Source organism: Paenibacillus endoradicis (assembly GCF_024721975.1).
On sequence record NZ_JANQBB010000001.1, the window covers coordinates 563,191 to 585,411 of the forward strand.

Below are 22,221 nucleotides of genomic sequence, written 5' to 3' on the forward strand. Positions count from 1 at the left end.
GGAATATGAATGGCAATCGTAGAAAGCGCATGTTAAACAGAGAGGTAGTTCAACGTGCAGTTAAAGATAGTTTCATCAAGTTAAACCCTGCAATTATGATGAAAAATCCAGTAATGTTCGTCGTAGAGGTCGGTACGGCAATCGTACTACTTATGACGATATTTCCAAATTATTTCGGATCAGAAGATAGAATTGGTTTTAATCTGTCGGTATTTTTAATTCTTCTGTTTACGCTATTGTTCGCCAATTTCGCAGAAGCGTTGGCAGAAGGCCGAGGTAAAGCACAGGCTGATTCATTGAAAAAGACGAAGCAAGAGGTTGTGGCTAATAGATTGTCAGGTAGTGTGATCACAACTGTTCCTTCCTCAGAACTTCGTAAGGGAGATATTGTTGTCATATCTCAAGGCGAGATGATTCCTGGCGATGGAGAAATTATTGAAGGTCTCTCATCAGTAGATGAATCCGCAATTACAGGGGAATCGGCTCCAGTTATTAAAGAAGCGGGTGGAGACTTCAGTTCCGTTACTGGTGGGACACGTGTCGTAAGTGACTCGATCACAGTTCGAATTACAAGTGATCCTGGTGAATCATTCATTGATCGTATGATCTCACTCGTTGAAGGAGCGAAGCGTCAAAAAACTCCCAATGAAATTGCACTCAATACGTTATTAACGAGCTTGACACTTATATTTCTAATCGTTGTTGTGACGCTTGCGCCTATTGCGAACTTTGTAAACATTAAACTAGAGATTCCAGTGTTAATTGCCCTGTTAGTTTGTCTTATTCCAACAACGATCGGGGGTTTGTTATCAGCGATCGGGGTAGCGGGAATGGACCGAGTAACGCAGTACAATGTACTTGCTATGTCAGGTAAAGCAGTCGAGGCAGCAGGTGATATTAATACGATGATCCTTGATAAAACAGGTACGATCACATTCGGTAACCGAATGGCGAGCGAGCTTGTTGCTGTAGGACATCATTCGAAGGAAAGGTTAGCCTCTTGGGCAGCAATTAGTTCGCTTGGGGATGAGACACCTGAAGGTAGATCTGTATTGGAGTGGATGAAGAAACATGAAGTGAGTTATGACGCTACGCTTGTCGATAAAGGAGAATTCATTACATTTAAAGCAGAGACAAGAATGAGTGGTATTAATCTAAAAGACGGTCGTCAAGTGCGTAAAGGTGCTGTAGATGCGGTACGTAAATGGGTAGCAGCTAAGGGTGGTACAATTCCTAACGATTTGGAAGAGAAAGCTAATCGAATTTCTTCTGTCGGAGGAACACCTCTCGCAGTCGCAGTAGATCAACAAATATTCGGTCTTATCTATTTGAAAGATACAGTTAAGCCTGGTATGAAAGAGCGTTTTGATCAACTGCGTCAGATGGGTATACGGACGATTATGTGTACTGGTGATAATCCGCTTACTGCAGCAACAATAGCACGTGAAGCCGGAGTAGATGATTATATCGCGGAAAGCACGCCTGAGGATAAAATTGCTGTAATCCGTCGTGAACAGGCAGAAGGAAAGCTTGTTGCAATGACGGGTGACGGTACCAACGATGCCCCAGCATTGGCGCAAGCAGATGTTGGTATCGCGATGAACAGTGGTACTATTGCAGCGAAGGAAGCCGCGAATATGGTTGATTTGGATTCAGATCCATCGAAAATTATTGAAGTTGTCGCAATCGGCAAACAGCTACTTATGACGCGTGGAGCATTGACGACCTTTAGTATTGCGAATGATATCGCCAAATATTTTGCGATTATTCCGGCGATGTTTATGGTTGCCATTCCAGAGATGAATGTGCTTAACGTTATGAAGCTTGAATCACCGTATTCTGCGATATTGTCTGCACTAATATTCAATGCAATCATTATCCCGCTCCTAATCCCACTGGCAATGAAAGGTGTTGCCTATAAGCAGATGAGCGGTTCTCGATTGTTACGCCGCAACCTGTTGATTTATGGTCTTGGTGGTGTTATTGTCCCGTTTATCGGAATTAAGATCATTGATCTAGTCGTTCATTTATGGGTTTAATACGGATATTTATTGAGGGAGAGAATGGATTATGAGTGCAGAAGTTATGACAAAAGAAATGCAATCAAGCGGTTCTATGCTATGGATTGCGGTGCGAGCAAGCTTAGTTTTCATCATCATTTGCGGGATTATCTATCCGCTTGTAAGTACGGGTGCAGCTCAGCTGCTCTTTCCGCATGAAGCGAATGGTAGTTTATTGAAAGATAGTAAAGGCAATGTAGTAGGATCAGAATTAATAGGACAGAATTTCACAGATCTTAAATACTTCCAAGGTCGTGTCTCTAGTATAGAATACAAAGCAGAAGCTTCAGGATCTAATAACTTTGGCCCCTCTAATCCTGCGTTACTAGAAAGAACGAGAGCGACGATTGAACAATGGAAGCTAGATAATCCAGATGTACTAATTAGTCAACTACCTATCGCATTAATTACAAACTCTGGATCAGGTCTTGATCCTCATATTACGCCGCAATCAGCCCAAGTCCAGATTCCACGTATTAGCAAGTTAACAGGCATTTCAGTAGATGAGCTTGCTGCAATGTTAGAAGCTAATACGGAAGGACGTGATCTTGGCCTTTTCGGTGAAGAACGCGTTAACGTGTTGAAGCTGAATATAGAGCTTGCTGAACGACTTTCTAATAAATAAAGCAACAAATCAATTCGCCCGGACATCAGTTCAACCGCCACAATCTTGGAGAGAGGAGACGAAGAATGGTTCACTTCAAAAGGAAAACGCCAGAGGAGATACTAGACTCTATTTCAAAACTCCATAGAGGGAAATTAAAAATAATTATTGGCGCTGTTAGTGGCTCGGGCAAAACGTATCATATGCTGCAAGAAGGTTCTCAATTGAAGGATCAAGGCATCGATGTCGTGATCTGTGCTGTCTCGACAATGCAAAGACCAGAGACACAGAAGCAACTCGGTCAACTGGAACGCGTTCCAAGCATTCATTGGTGGAAGGATGGGGTAGAGCAAAAGGATCTTAATCTTGATACTCTGCTTCAGCGTAATCCTGAAGTAGTTCTTGTAGATGGTCTTGCTCATAGTAATCAGCTAGGCTCTCGTCACCGAACAAGGCTTGAAGATATCATCTATTTGATGGACCATGGCATTAGTGTCATAACGACGATTAATGTTTATGAGCTTGAGGGCGTCGATGATATTGTAATGCGCTTAACGGGCATCCAAGCAGAAGAAACAGTACCTTCGAATACTTTAGCAATTGCCCATGAAGTTAGGTTAATCGACGTTTCCACAGAAACGATGCTTAACAGAATAGAAGAAGGTGAACTTGGTGAGCTACAACACCAGGCAGTATGTGAGCGTAGCAACCTAGGGATACTGCGTGAGTTATCGCTTCGGCTAGTAGCAGAAGGGGTTAATGAATCGCTAGAAAAACATCGGGAGGAACTTGGTCTAGTTGGAGCATCCGGAGCAACCGAGAGAATTCTAGTATCTGCGCAATATCATTGGAATGGTTCATTATACGTAAGACGAGGACAGCAAGTAGCAAAGCGGTTAAATGGCGATTTAGTCGTACTTGCTTTTGTTAATGTAAAGAAACAGCTAACCAAAGATCAATTGACTTTCAAAAGATCAATCATTCAGTTAGTCGAGAAAGTTGAGGGTCGATTTCATGAGTTCCCTTTAGCACATCGGCGTGAGCTTCCAGCTAATTTAATAAAGTATGCCTCAGAACAAAACGTGACCCGGATTGTGATGGGTCATTCCAAGCAAAGTCGATGGCAGCAGTTTTGGCAAGGATCACTCGCTGACAACATCCTTAGTAAAATGAGAGGCATAGATTTATTTCTAATGGCAGATCGAGCGGAACATGACGGACAGCGTATACTGCCATTCAAACAGCGGCACAACGAAGAGCAGGAATTATTTCGAAGACTTAGTTCTGAAGAGATGGAGTGTAAAATCAAGACGATTAAGAGAGGTACCTTCAAAGTATATATAGGTGCTTCCCCCGGAGTTGGAAAGACTTTTACGATGCTACGAGAAGGTAATGTTCTACTTCGCAAAGGAATCGATGTTGTTGTTGGGCTATTGGAGACGCATGGAAGGAAAGAGACAGCGGAGCAAATCGGAGAGCTCCAGCTTATCCCTAGACTTATCATTAACTATGAAGGAAAGCTACTGGAAGAAATGGACACAGAGGCAATTATTAGGCGGAATCCTGATGTAGTGCTTGTTGATGAACTCGCACATTCGAATGTGCCCGGCAGTGTTCGCAAGAAGCGTTATGAAGATATTGTTCGCATCGTAGAACATGGAATCTCAGTTATTACGACGGTTAATGTTCAACATTTGGAAAGTTTGAATGATGCGGTTGAAGCTCTTACTGGTGTAAGAGTTAGAGAAACGGTACCCGATGTGATGCTGAGGCTTGCGGATGAAGTAGAATTAATTGATGTAACACCTCAAATGCTGCAGAAGCGGATGCTTGACGGTAAAATCTATGCGATGGATAAAGTACAGCAGGCACTAAGTGCGTTTTTCACGATGGGTAACTTAATCTCTCTTCGTGAGTTAGCTCTGCGGGAAATTGCAGATGATGTGGACGAACGATTGGAAGCGTTAGATCGTAGTCACTCATTACGTGGTGAACTTCGTATAAGAGAAGTAATATTCGTAGCGATTACGATTCACTCCAGTTCAGCGGAACGTCTTATTCGCCGTGGCTTCCGAATCGCTTATCGATTAAAGGCTAATTGGTATGTTCATTATGTAGATGATAGTATTCAATTAAGTAACGACATGCTCAAAAGACGCCAAGCATTGATTGAGCTTACCCATCGAATGGGTGGACTTTTCCAATCTACTAAGTGTAACGGTAGAAAAGAAATAGCTGACATGCTAATTATTGAAGCTGACAAAGTGAAAGCGACCCAGCTTATTATGGGTCAATCCAAACGATCTAAGTGGTATTTTCTGTGGCAAGGCAATATTGTACGTCGCATACTACGTTTAGGACGCCATATGGATGTATTAGTCGAAACGGATAGATAAGTAACTATACAACTTTGATACTAAGCGGCTAGTATTTAATCTAAAATAATCTTCTAATACTATCTATAATATTTCTGAAACATTTCGTTATTCTAGTACGTCTAGTAATTTGGATATATAAAACTAGAAATGAACTTTATTGGAAAAAAGGGAAGGTAGTGAGAAGAAATTACTATGATAAAACGAGTTAGCTTTTTGGTCTTAATATTATCAATGCTATTTGCAAGTAGTGCTTTTGCGTACAATGTTCAGCTACAGCCTTTTAAGGATGAGGAGAACGATTATTCACGAGAACCAATTTATTCGTTATCTGCATTAGGCATTATTAATGGATACGAGGATAGAACGTATCGTCCCAATAATGACTTGTCTAGAGAGGCTTTTATAAAGTTGCTTGTAATGGCGAGTCAGTTAGAAACTGAATTAGTTGGAAGTGTTCCAGCAGGAGTGGATAAAGGTCGCTGGTCTGCGCCGTTTATTTCTGTTGCTTATGAACACAAATGGATTGATAGTTTACTAGATCAGAAAGGGACGTTTAACCCATCGCAAACAATTACTAGACAAGAAGTTGCTATGCTAGTAGGAAAAGCGTTGCTAGATTCGGAGAATGAAGAAGTTCGTCAGCAATGGCTTGCAACAGATTGGAAGAAGGAGCGTGATGTTCGAGCTTTCAAGGATCAATCCACAATTGATGTAGATATGCAGCCTTATGTTTACTATGCAGCTAGTCGTGGCATTATGGAAGGCGATAAATCGGGATTTAAGCCGAAAGAGTCGTTAATTCGCAAACAGGCAGCAGCAGTTATTTATCGCTTAATTGATGAGCGAGTTTCTGAAGAAAAAGTTAATTTTACAGGTTTTTATGCAATTTCATCCTATGGTGCAATCAATCAGATGAATAAGCTTACCGATGTTATCTTCGGGTGGTCTCACTTGGAATATAGTAGCGCTGGGGTAGCAACATTGAAAACTAGTTCAAATACTAGTAAAACAGTGAATGTCATTCCAAGTGGCTCTAATGAGGCTATTACTGCTGCTGACTCTGCTCAATTAACTAAGGAACTGATGGTATTTTACAACAATAGCAATTTGAAAGAATTTCTTAAAGATAAGATAGCTCAGTCTGTATTTATCCAATCGCTATTATCGAGTTTAAATGATCAAACCTACTCGTTCACTGGAGTAAGTATTGATTTTGAAGGGTTGCTCAAAGAGGAAAGTGCTGCGGATTATGTTGCATTTTTACAAGATTTGAAAAAGCAGTTAGGTTCTTATACATTATCTGTTGCTGTACCACCTATTTACTATTATAAAGGTTATGATTTGGAACAAATAGGTAAAGTAGCTGATACAGTCATTTTGATGGCTCATGACTTTACCGATAGCCAGCTTCCTTCAGCCCCATTGCCGCTAGTGAACGATACGGTAGTAACCGCACTTCAAGCGATTCCGAAAGAGAAGCTAGTGCTGGGTATTTCGAAACAAGCTAACCAATGGATTACTTCAAATGGCGTAACCGCACCTCCGGTTATACCAGCTGTCGCAGATGTAGAGAAAAGACTAGCAATGCCGAACGTCGTTAAGACATGGTCGATGCCGTATTTTCTAACAAAAGCTGAATTTGCAGATGAGCGAGGCAGTCATGTTCTATATTACGAGGATGCACAAAGTATCGCCAAAAAAATATGGCTTGCGAAGTTTTATGAACTGAAAGGTGTTTCCTTATGGCAAATGGGGAATTATACTGCTTCAGATTGGGAGATAATTGGCAAACAATCAAGTAGATGATGTTCAAAGGGCGGATTTTGATAACGATGAGTTTGCTAACGTAGCTTAGTATGCATCGAATATGAAGCGAACTTGGGAAGTCCATTAGGTAAGTGACTTAATAGAGGGAGAGGTGTGCATAATAATTATGCACACCTCTCCCTTGTTCATGTCGTAAGCTCAGAAGTATAGAACAGTTGTTAGTACTATTTCACAAGTTTTTTTGATATGCTTAAAAGAAAAACTGCAGATAAAGTAATGTGACAAGAACTGATCTTGTACTGCTCCTGCTGACTACATATTAAAAGGAGTACAACCATGACACAATCATTTAATGCACTAGTTGTGAACAAGCAAGAAGATCAATTTTCTGTAGCCATTAATAAGCTTACACTCGATGATTTACCTCAAGGAGAAGTATTGATTCGGGTTCACTATTCTGGAGTCAATTATAAAGATAGTTTAGCTACTATTCCTAACGGGAATATCGTTCACACGTATCCTTTTGTTCCTGGTATTGATCTAGCAGGGGTAGTTGTTTCATCTGAAGATGATAGATTTCAAGCAGGGGATGAAGTGATCGCTACTAGTTATGCTATCGGTGTTTCTCATTATGGAGGTTACAGTGAATATGCTCGTATTTCTGCGGATTGGATTGTTCCACTTCCGAGCGGTCTCTCGCTGAAAGATGCAATGATTATTGGAACTGCTGGTTTTACTGCTGCATTATCCATTCAACGACTCGAAGAAAATAAAGTATCACCAGATAAAGGTAAAGTGCTTGTTACTGGTGCGACTGGTGGTGTTGGAAGCTTTGCGGTCGCTATTTTGTCTAAACTTGGCTATGAAGTTGAAGCTAGTACAGGTAAAGAATCTGAACATGAATACTTGAAGGAAATTGGAGCATCTACAATCGTATCTCGTAAAGAGGTATATGATGGAGAAGTTAAAACATTAGACAAACAAAAGTGGGCAGCAGCGATCGATCCAGTTGGAGGCGAGCAACTTGCAGCTCTTCTAAGTCAACTTCAGTATGGAGGAGCCGTAGCTGTTAGTGGATTAACTGGTGGAGTGAAAATACCAACAACCGTACTCCCATTCATATTAAGAGGCATAAATTTATTAGGTATCGACTCTGTGTATTGCCCGATGGACACTCGACTGAGTGTGTGGAATCGCCTAGCAACAGACTTCAAACTATCAAATCTAGAAGAGCTCATTCAACAAGAAGTTACACTAGAGCAACTTCCCGATATGCTTCCTACTTTACTTAAGGGGCAGGCACGAGGCAGGATTATTGTAAAACTATATTAATGAGGGGTGTCTAGATGATTCAATATCCGGTTTTAGAAGCATCAGCAACCATTGGGATAACCGCACCTTCTTCAGGAGTCAGAGAGGAAATGCATAATTTATTAAAACTTTCATGTAGTCGTATGCGGATGAGAGGATTTGATGTTAACTGCGGGGAAACCGTCTGGACTCAGAATAAAGCAAAATCAGCGCCAGCTAAAGTTCGCGCAGATGAATTTAATAAAATGATGCGCGATGCTACTATTGACATTATAATGCCGCCTTGGGGTGGAGAATTATTAATCGAGATCCTAGAACATATTGATTTTGAAAATGTTAGTTGTAAGTGGATTATGGGGTATTCAGATATAAGTGTATTGTTACTTGCTATTACATTGAAAACAGGGATTGCGACTGCTCATGGTACGAGTTTCTTTGATCTAAGAGGAGAATTTCTAGATGAGACGACAGCAATGTGGCAATCTGTCTTATCAACTAAAACTGGACAATCAATTCTGCAACATTCATCGTCAAACTATCAAAAGGAATGGAAACAATTAGATTCCTCAACAGAGGTCTATCAGTTAACAGAACCAACTTATTGGAAAGTTGTTTCAGCTGCTCATGTTAAATTACAAGGTCGATTACTTGGTGGATGTATTGATGTGATAAGACATTTGATTGGTACTCCGTTCGGAGATGTTAAACATTTTCAAAATCATTATATAAATAATGAACCGATCATATGGTATTTAGAAAATTGTGAGATGGTAACAACCGATGTACGAAGATCATTAGTGCAAATGAAATTAGCAGGATGGTTTGATCATTGCACAGCTGTTATGTTCGGCAGAAGTAACGCCAATCAACCGTTTGACAATTATACGATCGAAAATATGTATGAAGAACTTTCTGATGAATTACAAATACCAATTATCTACGATATTGATTGTGGACATGTGCCGCCACAAATAACATTGATAAATGGAGCTTATGCTGAGATAGAAGTACAAGGGGGGAAAGGGTCATTGAAGCAATATTTTAATCAATAATGATGTCAAAGATCTAGTAAATCTGTCGTCAGAATAAATAGCAAACAGCTTTGTTTTCATGGAGAAACAGGGCTGTTTGCTATGACAGGACATTCGCTAATTACTACAATAAACCTAATCCTTTGTAGTAGTTCTCATTATATTTCATACTTGGATGATTCGGGTTAATAGCCATCGCAAGTCGATGATGTTCAACTGCTTTTTGAAGATTTCCGAGACGATCATGACATACCGTTAATTGTAGATGAGGTAACCATGTCGCAGTAGCTGGATTATGAAAGCTCATATCCGATGTATACTGGCTCGTTAAAAAAGCTTGCTCATACCAGTAGATCGCTTGTTGAAATTTGTTATCATTAACAAACAGTGCACCGAGCTGGCAACAGAAGTCGGGTCGCGGTTGTATATATTGCAATGTGCGAAGTAGGTTGATAATAGCAAGATCACGTTTGCCAAGTGCTTCATAACAATCGGCTTTACGCGAACAAGCAGCAACATTGTCTTCAACCCAGCCACCATTACCATCAAGGAAAGTATCATACCATTTAATTGATTCCTCATATCTATGATGATCTCGCAATTCATTAGCGAAATAGAATTGATCACGTGGAGAGAAGTGCTCGCCAGCTTTATGACGTTCCAAGTAAATATTTAAGTTACGATCACTAGATTGACGCTCTTTGCGGTGTGTAACGGCAATTTCTGAGCTGAAACTTGCACCAGCTACTGCTAAATATTCATGAACAGCTCCGATCCAGCGGAAGTTATTACTCCGTTTCACCAGACGATTGCGACGATAACTATATGTAGGGTTACCGTTATCGTCAAAAGAAAGATGGTATTTCATCGTTACAGTGTCGTAATTGAAATCTGGCGTTTGTTTTAATTGTAGTAGACGTTCTAGATCTGCAGGTTGAATAACATCATCTGCATCCAGCCACATAATATAATTAGAAGTTGCTTGATCAAAGCTATAATTCCGAGCATCTGCAAAATGATTAATCCATGCAAAATCATATACTTTTGCTTCGAAACTTTCAGCAATTTCCTTTGTACGATCTGTTGATCCTGTATCTACAATGATGATCTCATCTACCGCTTTCTGAACGCTAGAAAGACAACGAGCAAGCACACTCTCCTCATTTTTCACAATCATACATAGGCTTATCGTAAACACATACATCCATCCTTTATTATAAATTATTAACCAATAACTTCTGTATGGAGATGAACAAAACGGATTAGAAAACAAAGTCGTAAACTCAATAGTATATGTATATTAATGGGGCATAAGAAAAGTGCTTAACAGGCCTCATTTTTTTGAATTCGTGCAAAGGGGTAGTCAAAGGAGAATGACTTTGCTATAATTACCAATAGATTGACCAAGTGAATACGCTTTGGGGAGCTAGTAAGCTGGCTGAGAGGGAATGAACCAATTCCGACCCGTTAACCTGATCCGGATAATGCCGGCGTAGGAATGTGAGCATACTTTTGCATGAGATGAGAACTATAGTGGAAAACTATAGGTAATCTATCATAAGCGAAGTAACAGCCGAAATTGACGGCGCCCTTCCTAATTTATAGAAGGGCGCCTTTTTATTTGCCTATGTTATCAGCGTGTCCTCTTGGATAATCACAAAAAGAGAGAAGAATGGGAGAGGAAGACATGAAAGTAAAAGGATTGAAATGGTTGTTAGTTATTGCTTTGCTATCCGTAATAACAGCTTGTGGTAATGAGAATGTGCAACAAAATAATCAAACTGGAACGAATGGAGAGGGCGACAAAGAAAAGACGCTTCGTAAAATTCAACTAGTGCTTGATTATACGCCTAACACGAACCATACAGGATTGTATGTCGCACGTGACAAAGGCTACTTTGCCGAACAAGGACTTGAAGTTGAAATTATTTCTCCAGTACAAGGCGGAGCAGATGCTGCAGTTGCTTCTAACAATGTTGAATTTGGTATTAGTTATCAAGAAAATGTAACAGTAGCTAGAGTAGCGGGGGTGCCAGTTGTATCTTTGGCTGCTGTCATCCAACATAATACATCTGGATTTGCATCTAAGAAGGACAAAGGTATTGATTCACCAAGTAAATTCGAAGGCATGCGTTATGGTGGATGGGGTTCTCCTATTGAAACATCAATTATTGATTCTTTAATGAGAACAGATAATGCAGATTTTGATAAATTAGAAATTGTAAACATGGGAGATAGCGACTTTTTTACAGCAGTTGAGCGCGATGTTGATTTCGCATGGATATTCTATGCATGGACAGGAATTGAAGCTGAGCTACGTGGTGTCGATTTGAATATGGTTTATATGAACGAATACAATGAGAATTTGGATTACTATACGCCAGTTGTTGTGACAGGTGAAAAGCTAGTAAAAGAAGAACCTGAACTCGTTCGTTCATTCCTTGCAGCAGTTGCGAAAGGTTATCAATACAGTATTGATAATCCAGCGGAAGCAGCAGAAGTATTAATTGCGGCAGAGCCAGATTTAAATGCAGAGCTTGTACGAGCTAGTCAACAATGGTTAAGCCCGAAATACCAGGATGATGCTCCTCGTTGGGGTGAACAGAAGTTATCGGTATGGGAAGGTTATGCAGATTGGATGTATAGTAATGAATTGTTAAATGGCGAGCTTGATGCTGAAGCCGCATTTACAAATGAATTTTTACCACAATAAGAGTTGAGTGTTAGCACACAAAAAGTTGACGAAGAGTAAAATCAAATAATGAATAATAAGGGGATATTACAAATGGCTAATGCATTATTAAGTATTCAAATGATTCCGAAAACAAATAACGGAGAAAGTGTTATTCCATATGTAGATCAAGCGATTGCTGTTATTAAGCAATCTGGACTACCTTACCGCGTTGCACCACTTGAAACGACAATGGAAGGTGATCTTTCAGAACTATTGCAAGTTGTACAACGTATGCATGAGGTAATGATTGAAGTAGGTTGTCCAGGTGCTTTATCACAAATCAAAATTTCATATAATCCAATTGCCGGAGCATCGATGGATAAATTGTTGGAGAAATATCCGGATGGCAAATAAGCAATCTCGTTGGAGTAATATATGGCCCCCAGTAGTGACGCTATTATTTATTGGTATCGTCTGGGAGTTAATAGTAAGGATGAAGCTTGTCTATAGTTGGCTTATTCCTTCTCCAATTGGTGTATTTCAGGGGATGATCGCAGATTGGCCACGCTTGATGGAACATCTTGCAGCTACAACTAAGTTATCACTTATTGGTTTTGTAGGTGGAGCCATTGCAGGATTTGTTCTAGCAGCAGTGCTACATTTTCTCCCTGTTGTAAGAAAAGGGTTATATCCGGTATTAATCTTATCGCAAACGATTCCAGTCATTGTTATTGCTCCTATCCTTACGATGTTACTTGGATACGGAATGATGCCGAAAATATTTCTCATCATTTTAGTTTGTTTCTTCCCAATATGCATCGCTACACTGGGAGGACTTGCACAAGCAGATCATCAACTTAAAAATTATTTGAGCATGATCGGCGCTTCAAAGTGGCATCTATTCATTCATTTAGAACTACCAAGTGCGCTTACTAATTTATTCGCTGGCTTGAGAATTGCTGTTTCGTATAGTGTACTAAGTGCAGTTGTTGCGGAATGGTTATCACCAAAAGTCGGTTTAGGAAGTTACTTGATCTTATCTTCAAGAGGATATATGCCGGACCGAGTATTTGCTTCAGTGCTCTTAATTGTTCTAATGAGCCTTCTACTATTTTGGATTGTGTCCTTTATTGAGTCACGCTTTGTACATTGGCGTCCGAAGAAAGGAAGTCAAGGCTAATGCTTGAATTGAAAAACATCTCAAAATCATTTACACATAAGAAACAAGAAAAACAAATTCTGCAACATATTAGCCTCAGTGTCGACGAAGGTGAGTTTGTATCAGTAATTGGTCCGTCCGGAAGCGGGAAAACGACGCTATTTCAAATTATTGGTGGGCTAGAACCGGTTAATAGTGGTGAAGTTTGGATAAATGGACAGCAGACAACGAGTCAGCGTGGTCATGTTGCTTATATGCCTCAACAAGCTTCGCTCATGCCGTGGTATAGTGTGAAACGTAATATTGCACTAGCGTTGCAAGTAGCTGGCATTAGTAAGCAACAAGCTCAGACGCAAGCTCAAGAATGGTTGCAAAAAGTCGGACTTGCGGAGTATGCTGATGCTTATCCACATATGCTTTCAGGTGGAATGAGTCAACGTGTGTCGTTTCTACGAGCTTTGTTATCGCCTCAGACATTAATGCTACTTGATGAACCGTTTGGTGCACTGGATGCATTAACTAGGTTACATATGCAGCAGTGGTTACTATCCATTTGGGAAGAGAATCGTCGTTCAGTATTGCTCGTTACGCATAGCATTGAGGAAGCGTTATTGCTATCTGATCGAATAATTGTATTGTCTTCTTCCCCTGCCACAATTTTGGATGAAATCAATGTACCATTCGCAAGACCTAGAGCAAGCGATTTATGGAGCACACCAACCTTTAATGAATTGAAGCAGCGTATTTATGAGCAACTTCACACGAACAACTAATTACTTTAGTAGACAATTTTTTGATTATGTCAAGTTTATAACTGTAGATACAACAGTTATAGGTATAGTACAGTAGTAGCTTATGTTAAATTAACAGTACAGTGTTAATCGGTAAACATGCCGATGATGAAAACCAGCTTGTTATCTAGTAATAGGGACGCTTGTTCGTGGTCCCATTTACGGTAAGCTGGTTTTTGTTATATCGATTAGGTTACAATGTGTTTAATTTTATTCGACAATATGACATCATAGTAGATTAGGAGAATGATAAAAATGACTAACTTAGCGAAAACATATGAACAACCTTACTACGCAGTGATTTTTTCCTCTGAACGAACAAATGGAGATCACGGCTATAACATGATGTCTGATAAAATGGTAGAACTGGCGAGTACACAAAAGGGGTACTTAGGAGTCGAGAGTGCAAGAGATGAGAATTTGGGGATTACCGTTTCTTATTGGGAAACACTTGATGATATTACTGCATGGAAAGCTAATGCAGCTCATCAAGTTGCACAAAGACGTGGTAAAGAAGAGTGGTATAGTCGATTTGCTCTACGTGTATGCAAAGTGGAACGCAATTATATGTTTGAAATGTAGGAGACGGTGAGATGGCTACTGAAAGTCTAAAGTTTATCGATGCGCATATTCATTTGGAACAATACAGTGAAGAAGATTGCAAAGCTATTATTGAACGTGCGTTACATCATTCTGTTAAACATGTTGTAGCGGTATCGATGGATCTCGCCTCCTCAGAGCGTACGTATAAACTTACGCAGAAGTACGGAGAGGTCATTATGGCTGCATACGGACATCATCCTGAGCAGCCATTGCCTAGCGAACAAGAAGAACAGATATTGATGGATTTGATAATGGAATATCATATCGCTAACAAATCATTTGCCATTGGTGAAATCGGATTACCTTATTATAGCGCGCTAGAAGCGAGAGAACAGGGAAGAGAATTTTTATTAGAACCTTACATTGCTTTTCTAGATCGAATGCTTGCCTTAGCAAAAACAGTAGATCGCCTTGTTGTATTACATGCCGTATATGAAGATGCGAGCATTGCGTGTGATCTGCTCGAAAAACATCAAATTAAAAAGGCACATTTTCATTGGTTTAAGGGTCCCACTAATACGATTGCTCGAATGATTGATAATGGTTATTATATATCGATTACACCTGATGTATTTGTGGAGGAAGAAATTCGTGAACTCGTTCGTAAGTACCCATTAAGTCTGATGATGGTGGAGACGGATGGTCCTTGGCCATTTGAAGGTCCATTTGCGGGGCAAATTACGGAACCAATGATGGTTATTGACGTGGTTAATGAGATTGCCAAGTTGAAAGGAATGTCTGCATGGGAAGTAGCGGAGACGGTATACAATAATACATTGAAGTTATATCGATAGAATCCAATAAGAAGGAAGCGATTATTTGTCCATCGGATAAATAGCCGTTTCCTTCTATTGATTTAAAGCATAAATAATAGAGTTACTAGAATTCATAATACGAATAAAAAGGGAGGGAACGAGAACTTGAGCGAGTTAACGAGACAACAGTTTTTTGCTGCAATAGCGCCTACCATAGTATTGATTCGTCAACAAGGTTCTCCAATTTTACCTTCGGTTAGATTAGCACAAAGTTTACTTGAAACAGGTGGAGTTATTCATGCTTGGAATAATCTTGGCGGTATTAAGGTAGGCGGTGGCAAGTTAACACCATATTGGCGAGGAGATGCAGTAACGAAAGGAACATGGGAATTTATCGGTGGGCAAGAAGTGAAAGAAAAAGCTGCATTTCGTGCATATCGCACGTTATATCACTATTACAAAGATCAAGATGAATTATTCAACAACACTAGGTACGCTAAAGTACAAGAGGCAAAGACTGCATTAGAACAAGCGGAACAAATCCGTTTGGCAGGATATGCAACAGACCCTGACTACTCATCAAAAATCATGTCGATTATAACAAAATATAATCTTGATGCATTTGATACGGCAACGGTTAAATTCAAGCCTGAAATTGGCTTTGAAGGAGCAAGTTTAGTACCTGTTATGGTTGATCAAAGATTATATTGCACAGCCTATTTAGAAAAAGGAATTACGTATATACCTGTTCGCAAAATCGCTGAATTATTTGGAGCTAAAGTAGATTGGAAAAGTAAGAAAGTCTATGTCAATGGAGTACTCGTAGATACGAGGTTAGGTGGCTCAACTAGCTTTGTGAAACCGAGGGATGTTATGAATCTACTAAAAATTAAATTAGAGTGGGATACCTATGCAAAGGTTCTATTTATCAATTAATTATGTGGATTTCAAAATATGGGATGAGGATAGTGATTTGTTAATGAGCTATGAGTACAGACAAGATCATATTCCGAAAACTACTCCTTACAATCGAAGACCATCACTAGTATTGGAACCAACGAGCATTACGATTCACAACACTGGGAATCCTTCAAGTACCGCAAAAAATGAACGAGCATGGCTTACGAATACTTCCAATGATCGTGTTGCATCTTTTCATATCGTTATGGATGAGAAAGAAGCGATCGAAGTATTGCCATTGAATGAAGTAGCGTGGCATGCTGGGGATGGAAGTGGAATGAAAAGTGGAAATCGTACTTCCATTGGGATCGAGATTTGTGAAAGTGGTAATTATAGCGTAACGCTTGATCATGCGATTGAGTTAGTCGCGAAAATGTTGCATGAACGAGGATGGGGAATAGAACGTCTACGTCGACATTATGATTGGAGCGGGAAAAATTGTCCTAGACTTATGAACTCTGATGGTAAATGGTCTGGCTGGACAGTGTTTGTCAATAAAGTTAATGTAAAACTCCAAGCTTTGAATGTAGATAGTAGTGGTGAATCAGAAGGTGAGGCTGATCAAATGAGTGTAGAAGATGCAAATAAAATAATAAAATTTTTAAGTGCTGCTTATTTAGCTACAGATAACAAAGAGGCACGTAATGAGTTTAATAGATTGGCAAATGAGCTCCGTAAAGCAAGTGGTCAGAAACCTAGTAGTGGTTAGATTAGCGAAATACAAGTGATTAGTAGAAATGGGGCTGTTTTACGGTCATAAGTAAATGACCTTAAAACAGCCCTTTCTACGATTACTTCTATACCACTGTTTGGATAGTACATAACGTGTTATTGTAAATCCAGATCAAGCAATACCGATTTTAACTCTATTAAGTCTTCAATTACGAAATCAGCTTGAGCCATTTCATCAGTTTGTGCAAAATCAAAATTGCAACCAATCGCTATTAAATCATTATCTTTAGCTGCATTTATGTCAGATAGACGATCTCCAACTACTGCTGCTTCTTTTATATTATATTTATTAATAATTGACTTCACTAAATCACCTTTATTAAGTGTATCAATTTGTTGAATACTAAATGTTTCAGTTACCCACGTATCTAACTGATAATAACTAACGATGGCTTTCAAATAATCCTTTAATCCGTTACTAGCTATGTAAATTGAGTAATTATTATCTTTTAAGTAACTGAACACTTCCTTAACATGAGGATATAAAGCACCTTTTCCACTGCTAATATTTTCGACTAATCTATGTAAGAAATAAATATCAGTTTGTTTTTTTACTTCATTGGAATGTTGAGGTAATAAGGTTTCCCATACTATTGGTAATGGTACACCCATTATTTCCCGGAATTTATGAAGTGGGGTTTCAGTATCCCATTCATTTAGTTTCCGTAAATGGTCAAATGTATCATTAAGAGATAATTCTAGTATTTTATCTGTTTGAAATAGAGTTCCATCCATATCAAAAATTACTGATTGCACCATTACGTTCTCTCCTTTTATTGTTCTGGATTAATCGTTTCATTACTTAAATGATCTAGTTTCTTCGTTAATTCGGTTAACTGATTGATGTTAGTAACGATATCACTAACATGGTTTTGCTGAATTTCAGCACTGGCAAGTACTTGTTCTACGGATGCCGCAGATTGCTCGGTAATCGCAGTTATTGAACTCATTTCACTAGTAGCTTCTAATATCTTTTGTTGGATAAGCTCAACACGTTCATTAACTTGGTGAGATGCTTCCTGGACATGTTGAGATAACTTACGAATCTCGGTTGCAACGACAGAAAAGCCTTGCCCATGTTCGCCTGCTCTCGCCGCTTCAATAGAGGCATTTAAGGAAAGTAAATTCGTTTGATTCGCAATATCTCCGATTAATGAAACAATGTCATTAATTTTATGACTTTCCTCAACATAATGACAGATGATATTAAGAGTTGCTACTACGCCTAGCATGATACAAGCAAATAATAAAAATACCATTAATATATTTCTTTTGTGAAAATCTTGCCTCTGACTATTCATACTTTATGACTGCCCCTGTGTCCAATTGGATATCATATGTAGTGATATTAATAAAATTCGACAAAAGCAATCATTTTCCTGCATTATACAATATTGTAATAATTAATGACTATTTATTACAATATTTAAGATTAAATGCTTAATTATGGAGAGGGTTTTGATTGTGTGAAAAGCTATAGGTAAGTTTCATTGACGATATTGGAGTGAGTTTAGAGGTATGTAACCAGTTGAGCAAATGCTTACGAAGGAACTTTTTTTAATCGAGAAGATTAATTTAGTAGAAAAGAAAAAGTTTTTAAACACAAAAAAATAGCGAGGCCCTATAAATAGGGCCTCTATCCAAAAAAATGGGAGAGGAGAAACCGGATGAAGAACTTATGGGGAAACGTAAGTCTTCTCCGCGGTTGTCTACGACATCTAGGACGCCGATAAATATATTGTGGACGAGAATAGGCTAAAATATACTTATGATTCAAAAAAATGTTTTAGGTAGCGATTGTACCCTCTCTTTCATCAACATTCGTTGTATGGTAATCTTATTAAGATTAGCATTAGGGAGGAACATAAGGTGAGAGTAATTGCTGGCAAAGCAAAAGGAAGAGCTTTGAAGGCCGTACCAGGTCAAGGTACTAGACCTACAACAGATAAAGTAAAAGAAGCAATTTTCAGTATGATCGGACCATACTTTGATGGAGGTAAAGCGCTAGATTTATTCGCAGGAACTGGCGGACTAGGGATCGAAGCGTGGAGTCGAGGTATAGAAGAGGTTGTATGTATTGATAAAGAGAAAACAAGTATCGATATTATTCGTAGCAATGTTGATTTAGTTGGAGCTAGTAATTGTATTGAGATCTATCGCAATGATTCAGCTAGAGCGTTGAAGGCACTTGCGAAACGTGACATACAATTTGATCTAATATTCCTTGATCCACCATATCGTATCGTTGATATGGATGCGTGGATGTTGCAACTGGCTGATCTAGGATTAGTTGCTGATGAAGCAACAATCGTTGTGGAACATGATGCGAAAATACAATATCCACAGGAGCTTAGTGGATTTGAACTGTTACGAACGAATCAGTATGGTGATATCGCGGTAACCATTTATAGATATACAGCCGGAAATGGTTCAATAGAGTAATTTAAACAGTAGGAGTGAATAGGATGAACTATAACCCACAGCGTCCAGAAAGAGTAGCCGTATATCCTGGAACTTTCGACCCTGTTACATATGGTCACTTAGACATCATTCAGCGATCAGCGCGTCAATATGATCGTCTAATCGTGGCAGTACTTAATAATACTAGTAAAAATCCTTTGTTTACAGTTGATGAAAGAAAAGAATTACTTACTGAAGTGACAAAAGATTTCCCTAATGTCGAGATAGATAGCTTCCGTGATCTACTCGTTAGATTTATGCGTTTAAAACAAGCAAGTGTTATTGTACGTGGTATCCGTTCGGTTACGGATTTTGAATATGAACTTCAACTTGCTTCTACAAACTACATGCTTGATGATGGAATAGATACCGTGTTTATGATGACAAATCCTAAGTACTCATATCTTAGCTCAAGTATCGTTAAAGAAATTGCAAAATTTCAAGGCGATGTATCACAATTAGTTCCTCCAGAAGTAGAGAAACGATTACGTGAAAAATGTGGACCGCAGCGTCCATAACTTCAGACTAAAACAATTGATCTTTCAAACGTAGTTTTTGCACTACTGTAATGAGAGTAATGAATATGATGAACACAAGGCACATTATGATACTTTCCTTCCATATAAATGGGAGTTGTTGTGCTTGATAGGATGCAGGGGAATAATTTCCTGCAGAAGTAGAAAAAACAGTTTGATATTCAATATGAAGCCACTTGCTAAATGCCCAGCTAAGTGGCTTCCATAATATATAGGTCATGAAAAATCCGCAGATTGCATGGAAAATCCGGTATTTAATAAAGAGCAAGGTACGTATTGGTTGACCAGTAGTATAAAAACTCACTTGCAAAATACCGCTAATACCACTGAATGATAGACACGCAACAAGTAATGCGCATCCGAGAATGATAGAGTTTTGTCCCATTGTCCATACACTAATAGCGTAACTACCGATATGTAATTCAAGTAAGGCATGTGCTAAAAACGGCAATTGTAAGGTGAAGTTATTCAACAAAGAGGTAGCAAAAGCAGCGATGACAGAAGAGAATATGATGAAACCTCCGATAACAAAAAGCTTTTGAACACTTGCAGCCACGCTATCACCGAGCACTTTGCCAAGTCCACGACCATCAAGTTTTCGACCAAGCTCCATACTAGCTACAAAATTAATATGTGAGTGATTATCTGTCAAGTCAAGGTCGTTGGACTTTCGAGTAGCGACATAACTATGTAACGTCATAAGAATGATCGCAGAAATCCATATTGTACTTATAATGATTAGTCCGAGAATGGGTGTATGGAAAAATCCTGCACCGATAATAACTGTGACGAAAATGGGATTAGGAAAATGCATATAACCGAGTAGACGTTGCGCTTGTTGCTTAGATAATTGCTTATCTTGTAGTAGCTGTAATGTTGGTTCTACACCCGCAGGAAATCCACTTAGAAGGCTCATGATGAAAGGTAGACTAGCTGCTCTTGGCATTTTCAATAGTCGAGTTGTAAATGGTGAAAGTAATGCTTGAATACCATGAACTAATCCAAATGCTAATATTAATTCATATAATATTAAAAAGGGTAGTAAACCAGGGAATACTAATTTCCACCATATCGTTAATCCGCTAAGTGAAGCTTCAAGGGCAACATCTGGTGATAGCACGACAGAGAGCACGATACTTAACAATAATCCAGCAATAATGAATGTTCTATACAAGGGAATCTCTCCTTTAGCATTCGTGTGAATGGCTTATTCATCATTTATTTTTACGCAATAGCTTGTCAGAATAGACCTTTATATGTAAGGAGATCATCATTTTGAAAATGAACAAACTTGAAATACAATATAAAACGATATTGAAAACTGCAGTTATTACGATTGTTGTGATGGCGGTTCTGCTGTATGCCCCATCCCCTTTTGTAGTTGTTAAGCCTGGTGTTGCTGTTTCATCAAATTCATTCGTAACCGTTATTGATAAAGCTGTATATCCAAACTGGGATCAGACTGATCAGTCGATTGGGTCAGATACGGAAAGAGAAGGTACATTTCTACTAACTGCTGTATTAATGGATGCACCCAATATATGGGATTCATTACGATCTATCTTTCAATCTAATAGAACAGTAATGTGGAAATATGAAGTGTTGGGTGGAGATACTGTTGAGCAATATGCAAAGCGCGCAACTACAATGATGCAAGGATCTTATGATCACGCTTTAGAAGCGGCATATAGATACTTAAATATTGCTTACCACAATGAATCTCAACAACTTTTTGTCAATACAGAATCAGCTTCAGTGAAACCCAAATCGGGTGATCAACTTCTATCAGGTGATCGTATTAATGGCATATATAGCAATGAAAGTATTACACCTGTAACCTCGGTAGAGGATATAACAGAATGGATGAAGGAACATGAAGAAGCTACAATTATTGAGCTACAGGTTGAGCGAGTATCGGAATTAATACACTTGACAATAGACTTAGTAGGGGATAAATCGCAAGTTCTGAATGATGCCAATATTGCTACTCTACTTAGTGTAGATGGATTTAAGCAAGTGCATAACATTATTCCCGAAGAAGATAAATATAAAGTAGCGTTCGAAGATAGTTCAATCGGAGGGCCATCAGCAGGGCTTGTGTTGACTTTGACGATAATTGATCTACTTACAGATGGGGATCTAACAAAAGGTCATAAAATTGCAGTTACAGGGACGATAGATGCACAAGGTCATGTTGGAGCCATAGGTGGTATTAAGCAAAAGGTGTACTCAACAGATGAGCAAGGAGCAGAAATCTTCATCGTACCACAAGGCAACGAAGCAGATGCGACTAAGAAAGTTCATAAACTAGGTAGTGAAATGGAAATTATCGCAGTCTCAACATTAGAAGAAGCGATGGAGGTCATCGCTTCTATTAATAATTAATTCTAGATTTATAAT

At 39.0% G+C, this 22,221-nt stretch carries 19 protein-coding genes, 2 pseudogenes and 1 riboswitch; of the genes and pseudogenes, 17 read left to right on the plus strand and 4 right to left on the minus strand.

Annotated features, from left to right (window positions below; translation table 11 throughout):
• Nucleotides 1-5 precede the first annotated feature (5 nt).
• From kdpB to NV377_RS02495, 6 genes are all read left to right on the plus strand, one after another.
• Nucleotides 6-2,039: a potassium-transporting ATPase subunit KdpB gene (kdpB, locus tag NV377_RS02470; RefSeq protein WP_258199582.1), complete on the plus strand. Its 2,034-nt coding sequence runs from the start codon at nt 6-8 to the stop codon at nt 2,037-2,039.
• Between the two features lie 31 nt (nt 2,040-2,070).
• Nucleotides 2,071-2,685 (plus strand): potassium-transporting ATPase subunit KdpC, encoded by a 615-nt coding sequence (gene kdpC, locus NV377_RS02475; protein ID WP_258199583.1) that lies wholly within the window; start codon nt 2,071-2,073, stop codon nt 2,683-2,685.
• A gap of 65 nt (nt 2,686-2,750) precedes the next feature.
• Nucleotides 2,751-5,060, plus strand: coding sequence for a histidine kinase (locus NV377_RS02480; RefSeq protein ID WP_258199584.1), 2,310 nt, complete (start codon nt 2,751-2,753; stop codon nt 5,058-5,060).
• A gap of 174 nt (nt 5,061-5,234) precedes the next feature.
• Nucleotides 5,235-6,848 carry a glycosyl hydrolase family 18 protein gene (locus NV377_RS02485; protein WP_258199585.1) on the plus strand — a complete coding sequence of 538 codons (1,614 nt, stop codon included), beginning with the start codon at nt 5,235-5,237 and terminating at the stop codon, nt 6,846-6,848.
• A 297-nt stretch (nt 6,849-7,145) separates the two neighbouring features.
• Nucleotides 7,146-8,141 carry an NADPH:quinone oxidoreductase family protein gene (locus NV377_RS02490; RefSeq protein ID WP_258199586.1) on the plus strand — a complete coding sequence of 332 codons (996 nt, stop codon included), beginning with the start codon at nt 7,146-7,148 and terminating at the stop codon, nt 8,139-8,141.
• A 14-nt stretch (nt 8,142-8,155) separates the two neighbouring features.
• Complete coding sequence (locus NV377_RS02495; protein WP_258199587.1) at nt 8,156-9,172, plus strand: S66 family peptidase; 1,017 nt, start codon at nt 8,156-8,158, stop codon at nt 9,170-9,172.
• Nucleotides 9,173-9,275: 103 nt separating this feature from the next.
• On the opposite strand, the gene NV377_RS02500 is transcribed toward NV377_RS02495, so the two are convergent.
• Nucleotides 9,276-10,355: a glycosyltransferase gene (locus NV377_RS02500; RefSeq protein ID WP_373425787.1), complete on the minus strand. Its 1,080-nt coding sequence runs from the start codon at nt 10,353-10,355 to the stop codon at nt 9,276-9,278.
• 205 nt (nt 10,356-10,560) lie between these two features.
• A riboswitch (TPP riboswitch) is annotated at nt 10,561-10,668 on the plus strand.
• Nucleotides 10,669-10,838: 170 nt separating this feature from the next.
• Between NV377_RS02500 and NV377_RS02505 the strand changes: the two genes are divergently transcribed.
• The 8 genes from NV377_RS02505 to NV377_RS02540 all read left to right on the plus strand — a co-directional run bounded on the left by NV377_RS02505 (nt 10,839) and on the right by NV377_RS02540 (nt 16,802).
• Complete coding sequence (locus NV377_RS02505; RefSeq protein WP_258199589.1) at nt 10,839-11,864, plus strand: ABC transporter substrate-binding protein; 1,026 nt, start codon at nt 10,839-10,841, stop codon at nt 11,862-11,864.
• Nucleotides 11,865-11,936: 72 nt separating this feature from the next.
• On the plus strand, nt 11,937-12,239 hold the full coding sequence (locus NV377_RS02510) for a thiamine-binding protein (RefSeq protein WP_258199590.1): 303 nt from the start codon (nt 11,937-11,939) through the stop codon (nt 12,237-12,239).
• Complete coding sequence (locus NV377_RS02515; RefSeq protein WP_258199591.1) at nt 12,229-13,005, plus strand: ABC transporter permease; 777 nt, start codon at nt 12,229-12,231, stop codon at nt 13,003-13,005. Before NV377_RS02510 ends, NV377_RS02515 begins: the two co-directional genes overlap by 11 nt.
• Nucleotides 13,005-13,757 carry an ABC transporter ATP-binding protein gene (locus tag NV377_RS02520; RefSeq protein ID WP_258199592.1) on the plus strand — a complete coding sequence of 251 codons (753 nt, stop codon included), beginning with the start codon at nt 13,005-13,007 and terminating at the stop codon, nt 13,755-13,757. Before NV377_RS02515 ends, NV377_RS02520 begins: the two co-directional genes overlap by 1 nt.
• A gap of 273 nt (nt 13,758-14,030) precedes the next feature.
• Complete coding sequence (locus NV377_RS02525) at nt 14,031-14,357, plus strand: antibiotic biosynthesis monooxygenase family protein (protein ID WP_258199593.1); 327 nt, start codon at nt 14,031-14,033, stop codon at nt 14,355-14,357.
• 11 nt (nt 14,358-14,368) lie between these two features.
• The gene (locus NV377_RS02530) at nt 14,369-15,172 is read left to right on the plus strand and encodes a TatD family hydrolase (RefSeq protein ID WP_258199594.1); all 804 of its coding nucleotides are present in this window, start codon (nt 14,369-14,371) and stop codon (nt 15,170-15,172) included.
• Nucleotides 15,173-15,298: 126 nt separating this feature from the next.
• On the plus strand, nt 15,299-16,069 hold the full coding sequence (locus tag NV377_RS02535; RefSeq protein ID WP_258199595.1) for a glucosaminidase domain-containing protein: 771 nt from the start codon (nt 15,299-15,301) through the stop codon (nt 16,067-16,069).
• Nucleotides 16,044-16,802, plus strand: a complete 759-nt coding sequence (locus tag NV377_RS02540; protein WP_258199596.1) for a peptidoglycan recognition protein family protein — start codon at nt 16,044-16,046, stop codon at nt 16,800-16,802. Before NV377_RS02535 ends, NV377_RS02540 begins: the two co-directional genes overlap by 26 nt.
• 119 nt (nt 16,803-16,921) lie before the next feature.
• On the opposite strand, the pseudogene NV377_RS02545 reads toward NV377_RS02540, so the two are convergent.
• Together NV377_RS02545 and NV377_RS02550 are read right to left on the minus strand one after the other, a co-directional pair.
• Nucleotides 16,922-17,599: pseudogene (locus tag NV377_RS02545) on the minus strand (HAD hydrolase-like protein); the annotation flags it as partial.
• A pseudogene (locus NV377_RS02550) lies at nt 17,599-17,988 on the minus strand (methyl-accepting chemotaxis protein); the annotation flags it as partial. The pseudogenes NV377_RS02550 and NV377_RS02545, both read right to left, overlap by 1 nt.
• A gap of 706 nt (nt 17,989-18,694) precedes the next feature.
• On the opposite strand from NV377_RS02550, the gene rsmD reads away from it, so the two are divergent.
• Together rsmD and coaD are read left to right on the plus strand one after the other, a co-directional pair.
• Complete coding sequence (rsmD, locus tag NV377_RS02555; protein ID WP_373425788.1) at nt 18,695-19,267, plus strand: 16S rRNA (guanine(966)-N(2))-methyltransferase RsmD; 573 nt, start codon at nt 18,695-18,697, stop codon at nt 19,265-19,267.
• Between the two features lie 23 nt (nt 19,268-19,290).
• Nucleotides 19,291-19,803: a pantetheine-phosphate adenylyltransferase gene (gene coaD, locus NV377_RS02560; protein ID WP_258199598.1), complete on the plus strand. Its 513-nt coding sequence runs from the start codon at nt 19,291-19,293 to the stop codon at nt 19,801-19,803.
• 7 nt (nt 19,804-19,810) lie between these two features.
• Here coaD and NV377_RS02565 read toward each other — a convergent pair whose 3' ends face one another.
• Entirely contained in the window at nt 19,811-20,995 is a 1,185-nt protein-coding gene (locus NV377_RS02565; protein ID WP_258199599.1) for a hypothetical protein, read from the minus strand.
• 107 nt (nt 20,996-21,102) lie between these two features.
• Between NV377_RS02565 and NV377_RS02570 the strand changes: the two genes are divergently transcribed.
• On the plus strand, nt 21,103-22,206 hold the full coding sequence (locus tag NV377_RS02570; protein WP_258200346.1) for a S16 family serine protease: 1,104 nt from the start codon (nt 21,103-21,105) through the stop codon (nt 22,204-22,206).
• Nucleotides 22,207-22,221: the final 15 nt, after the last annotated feature.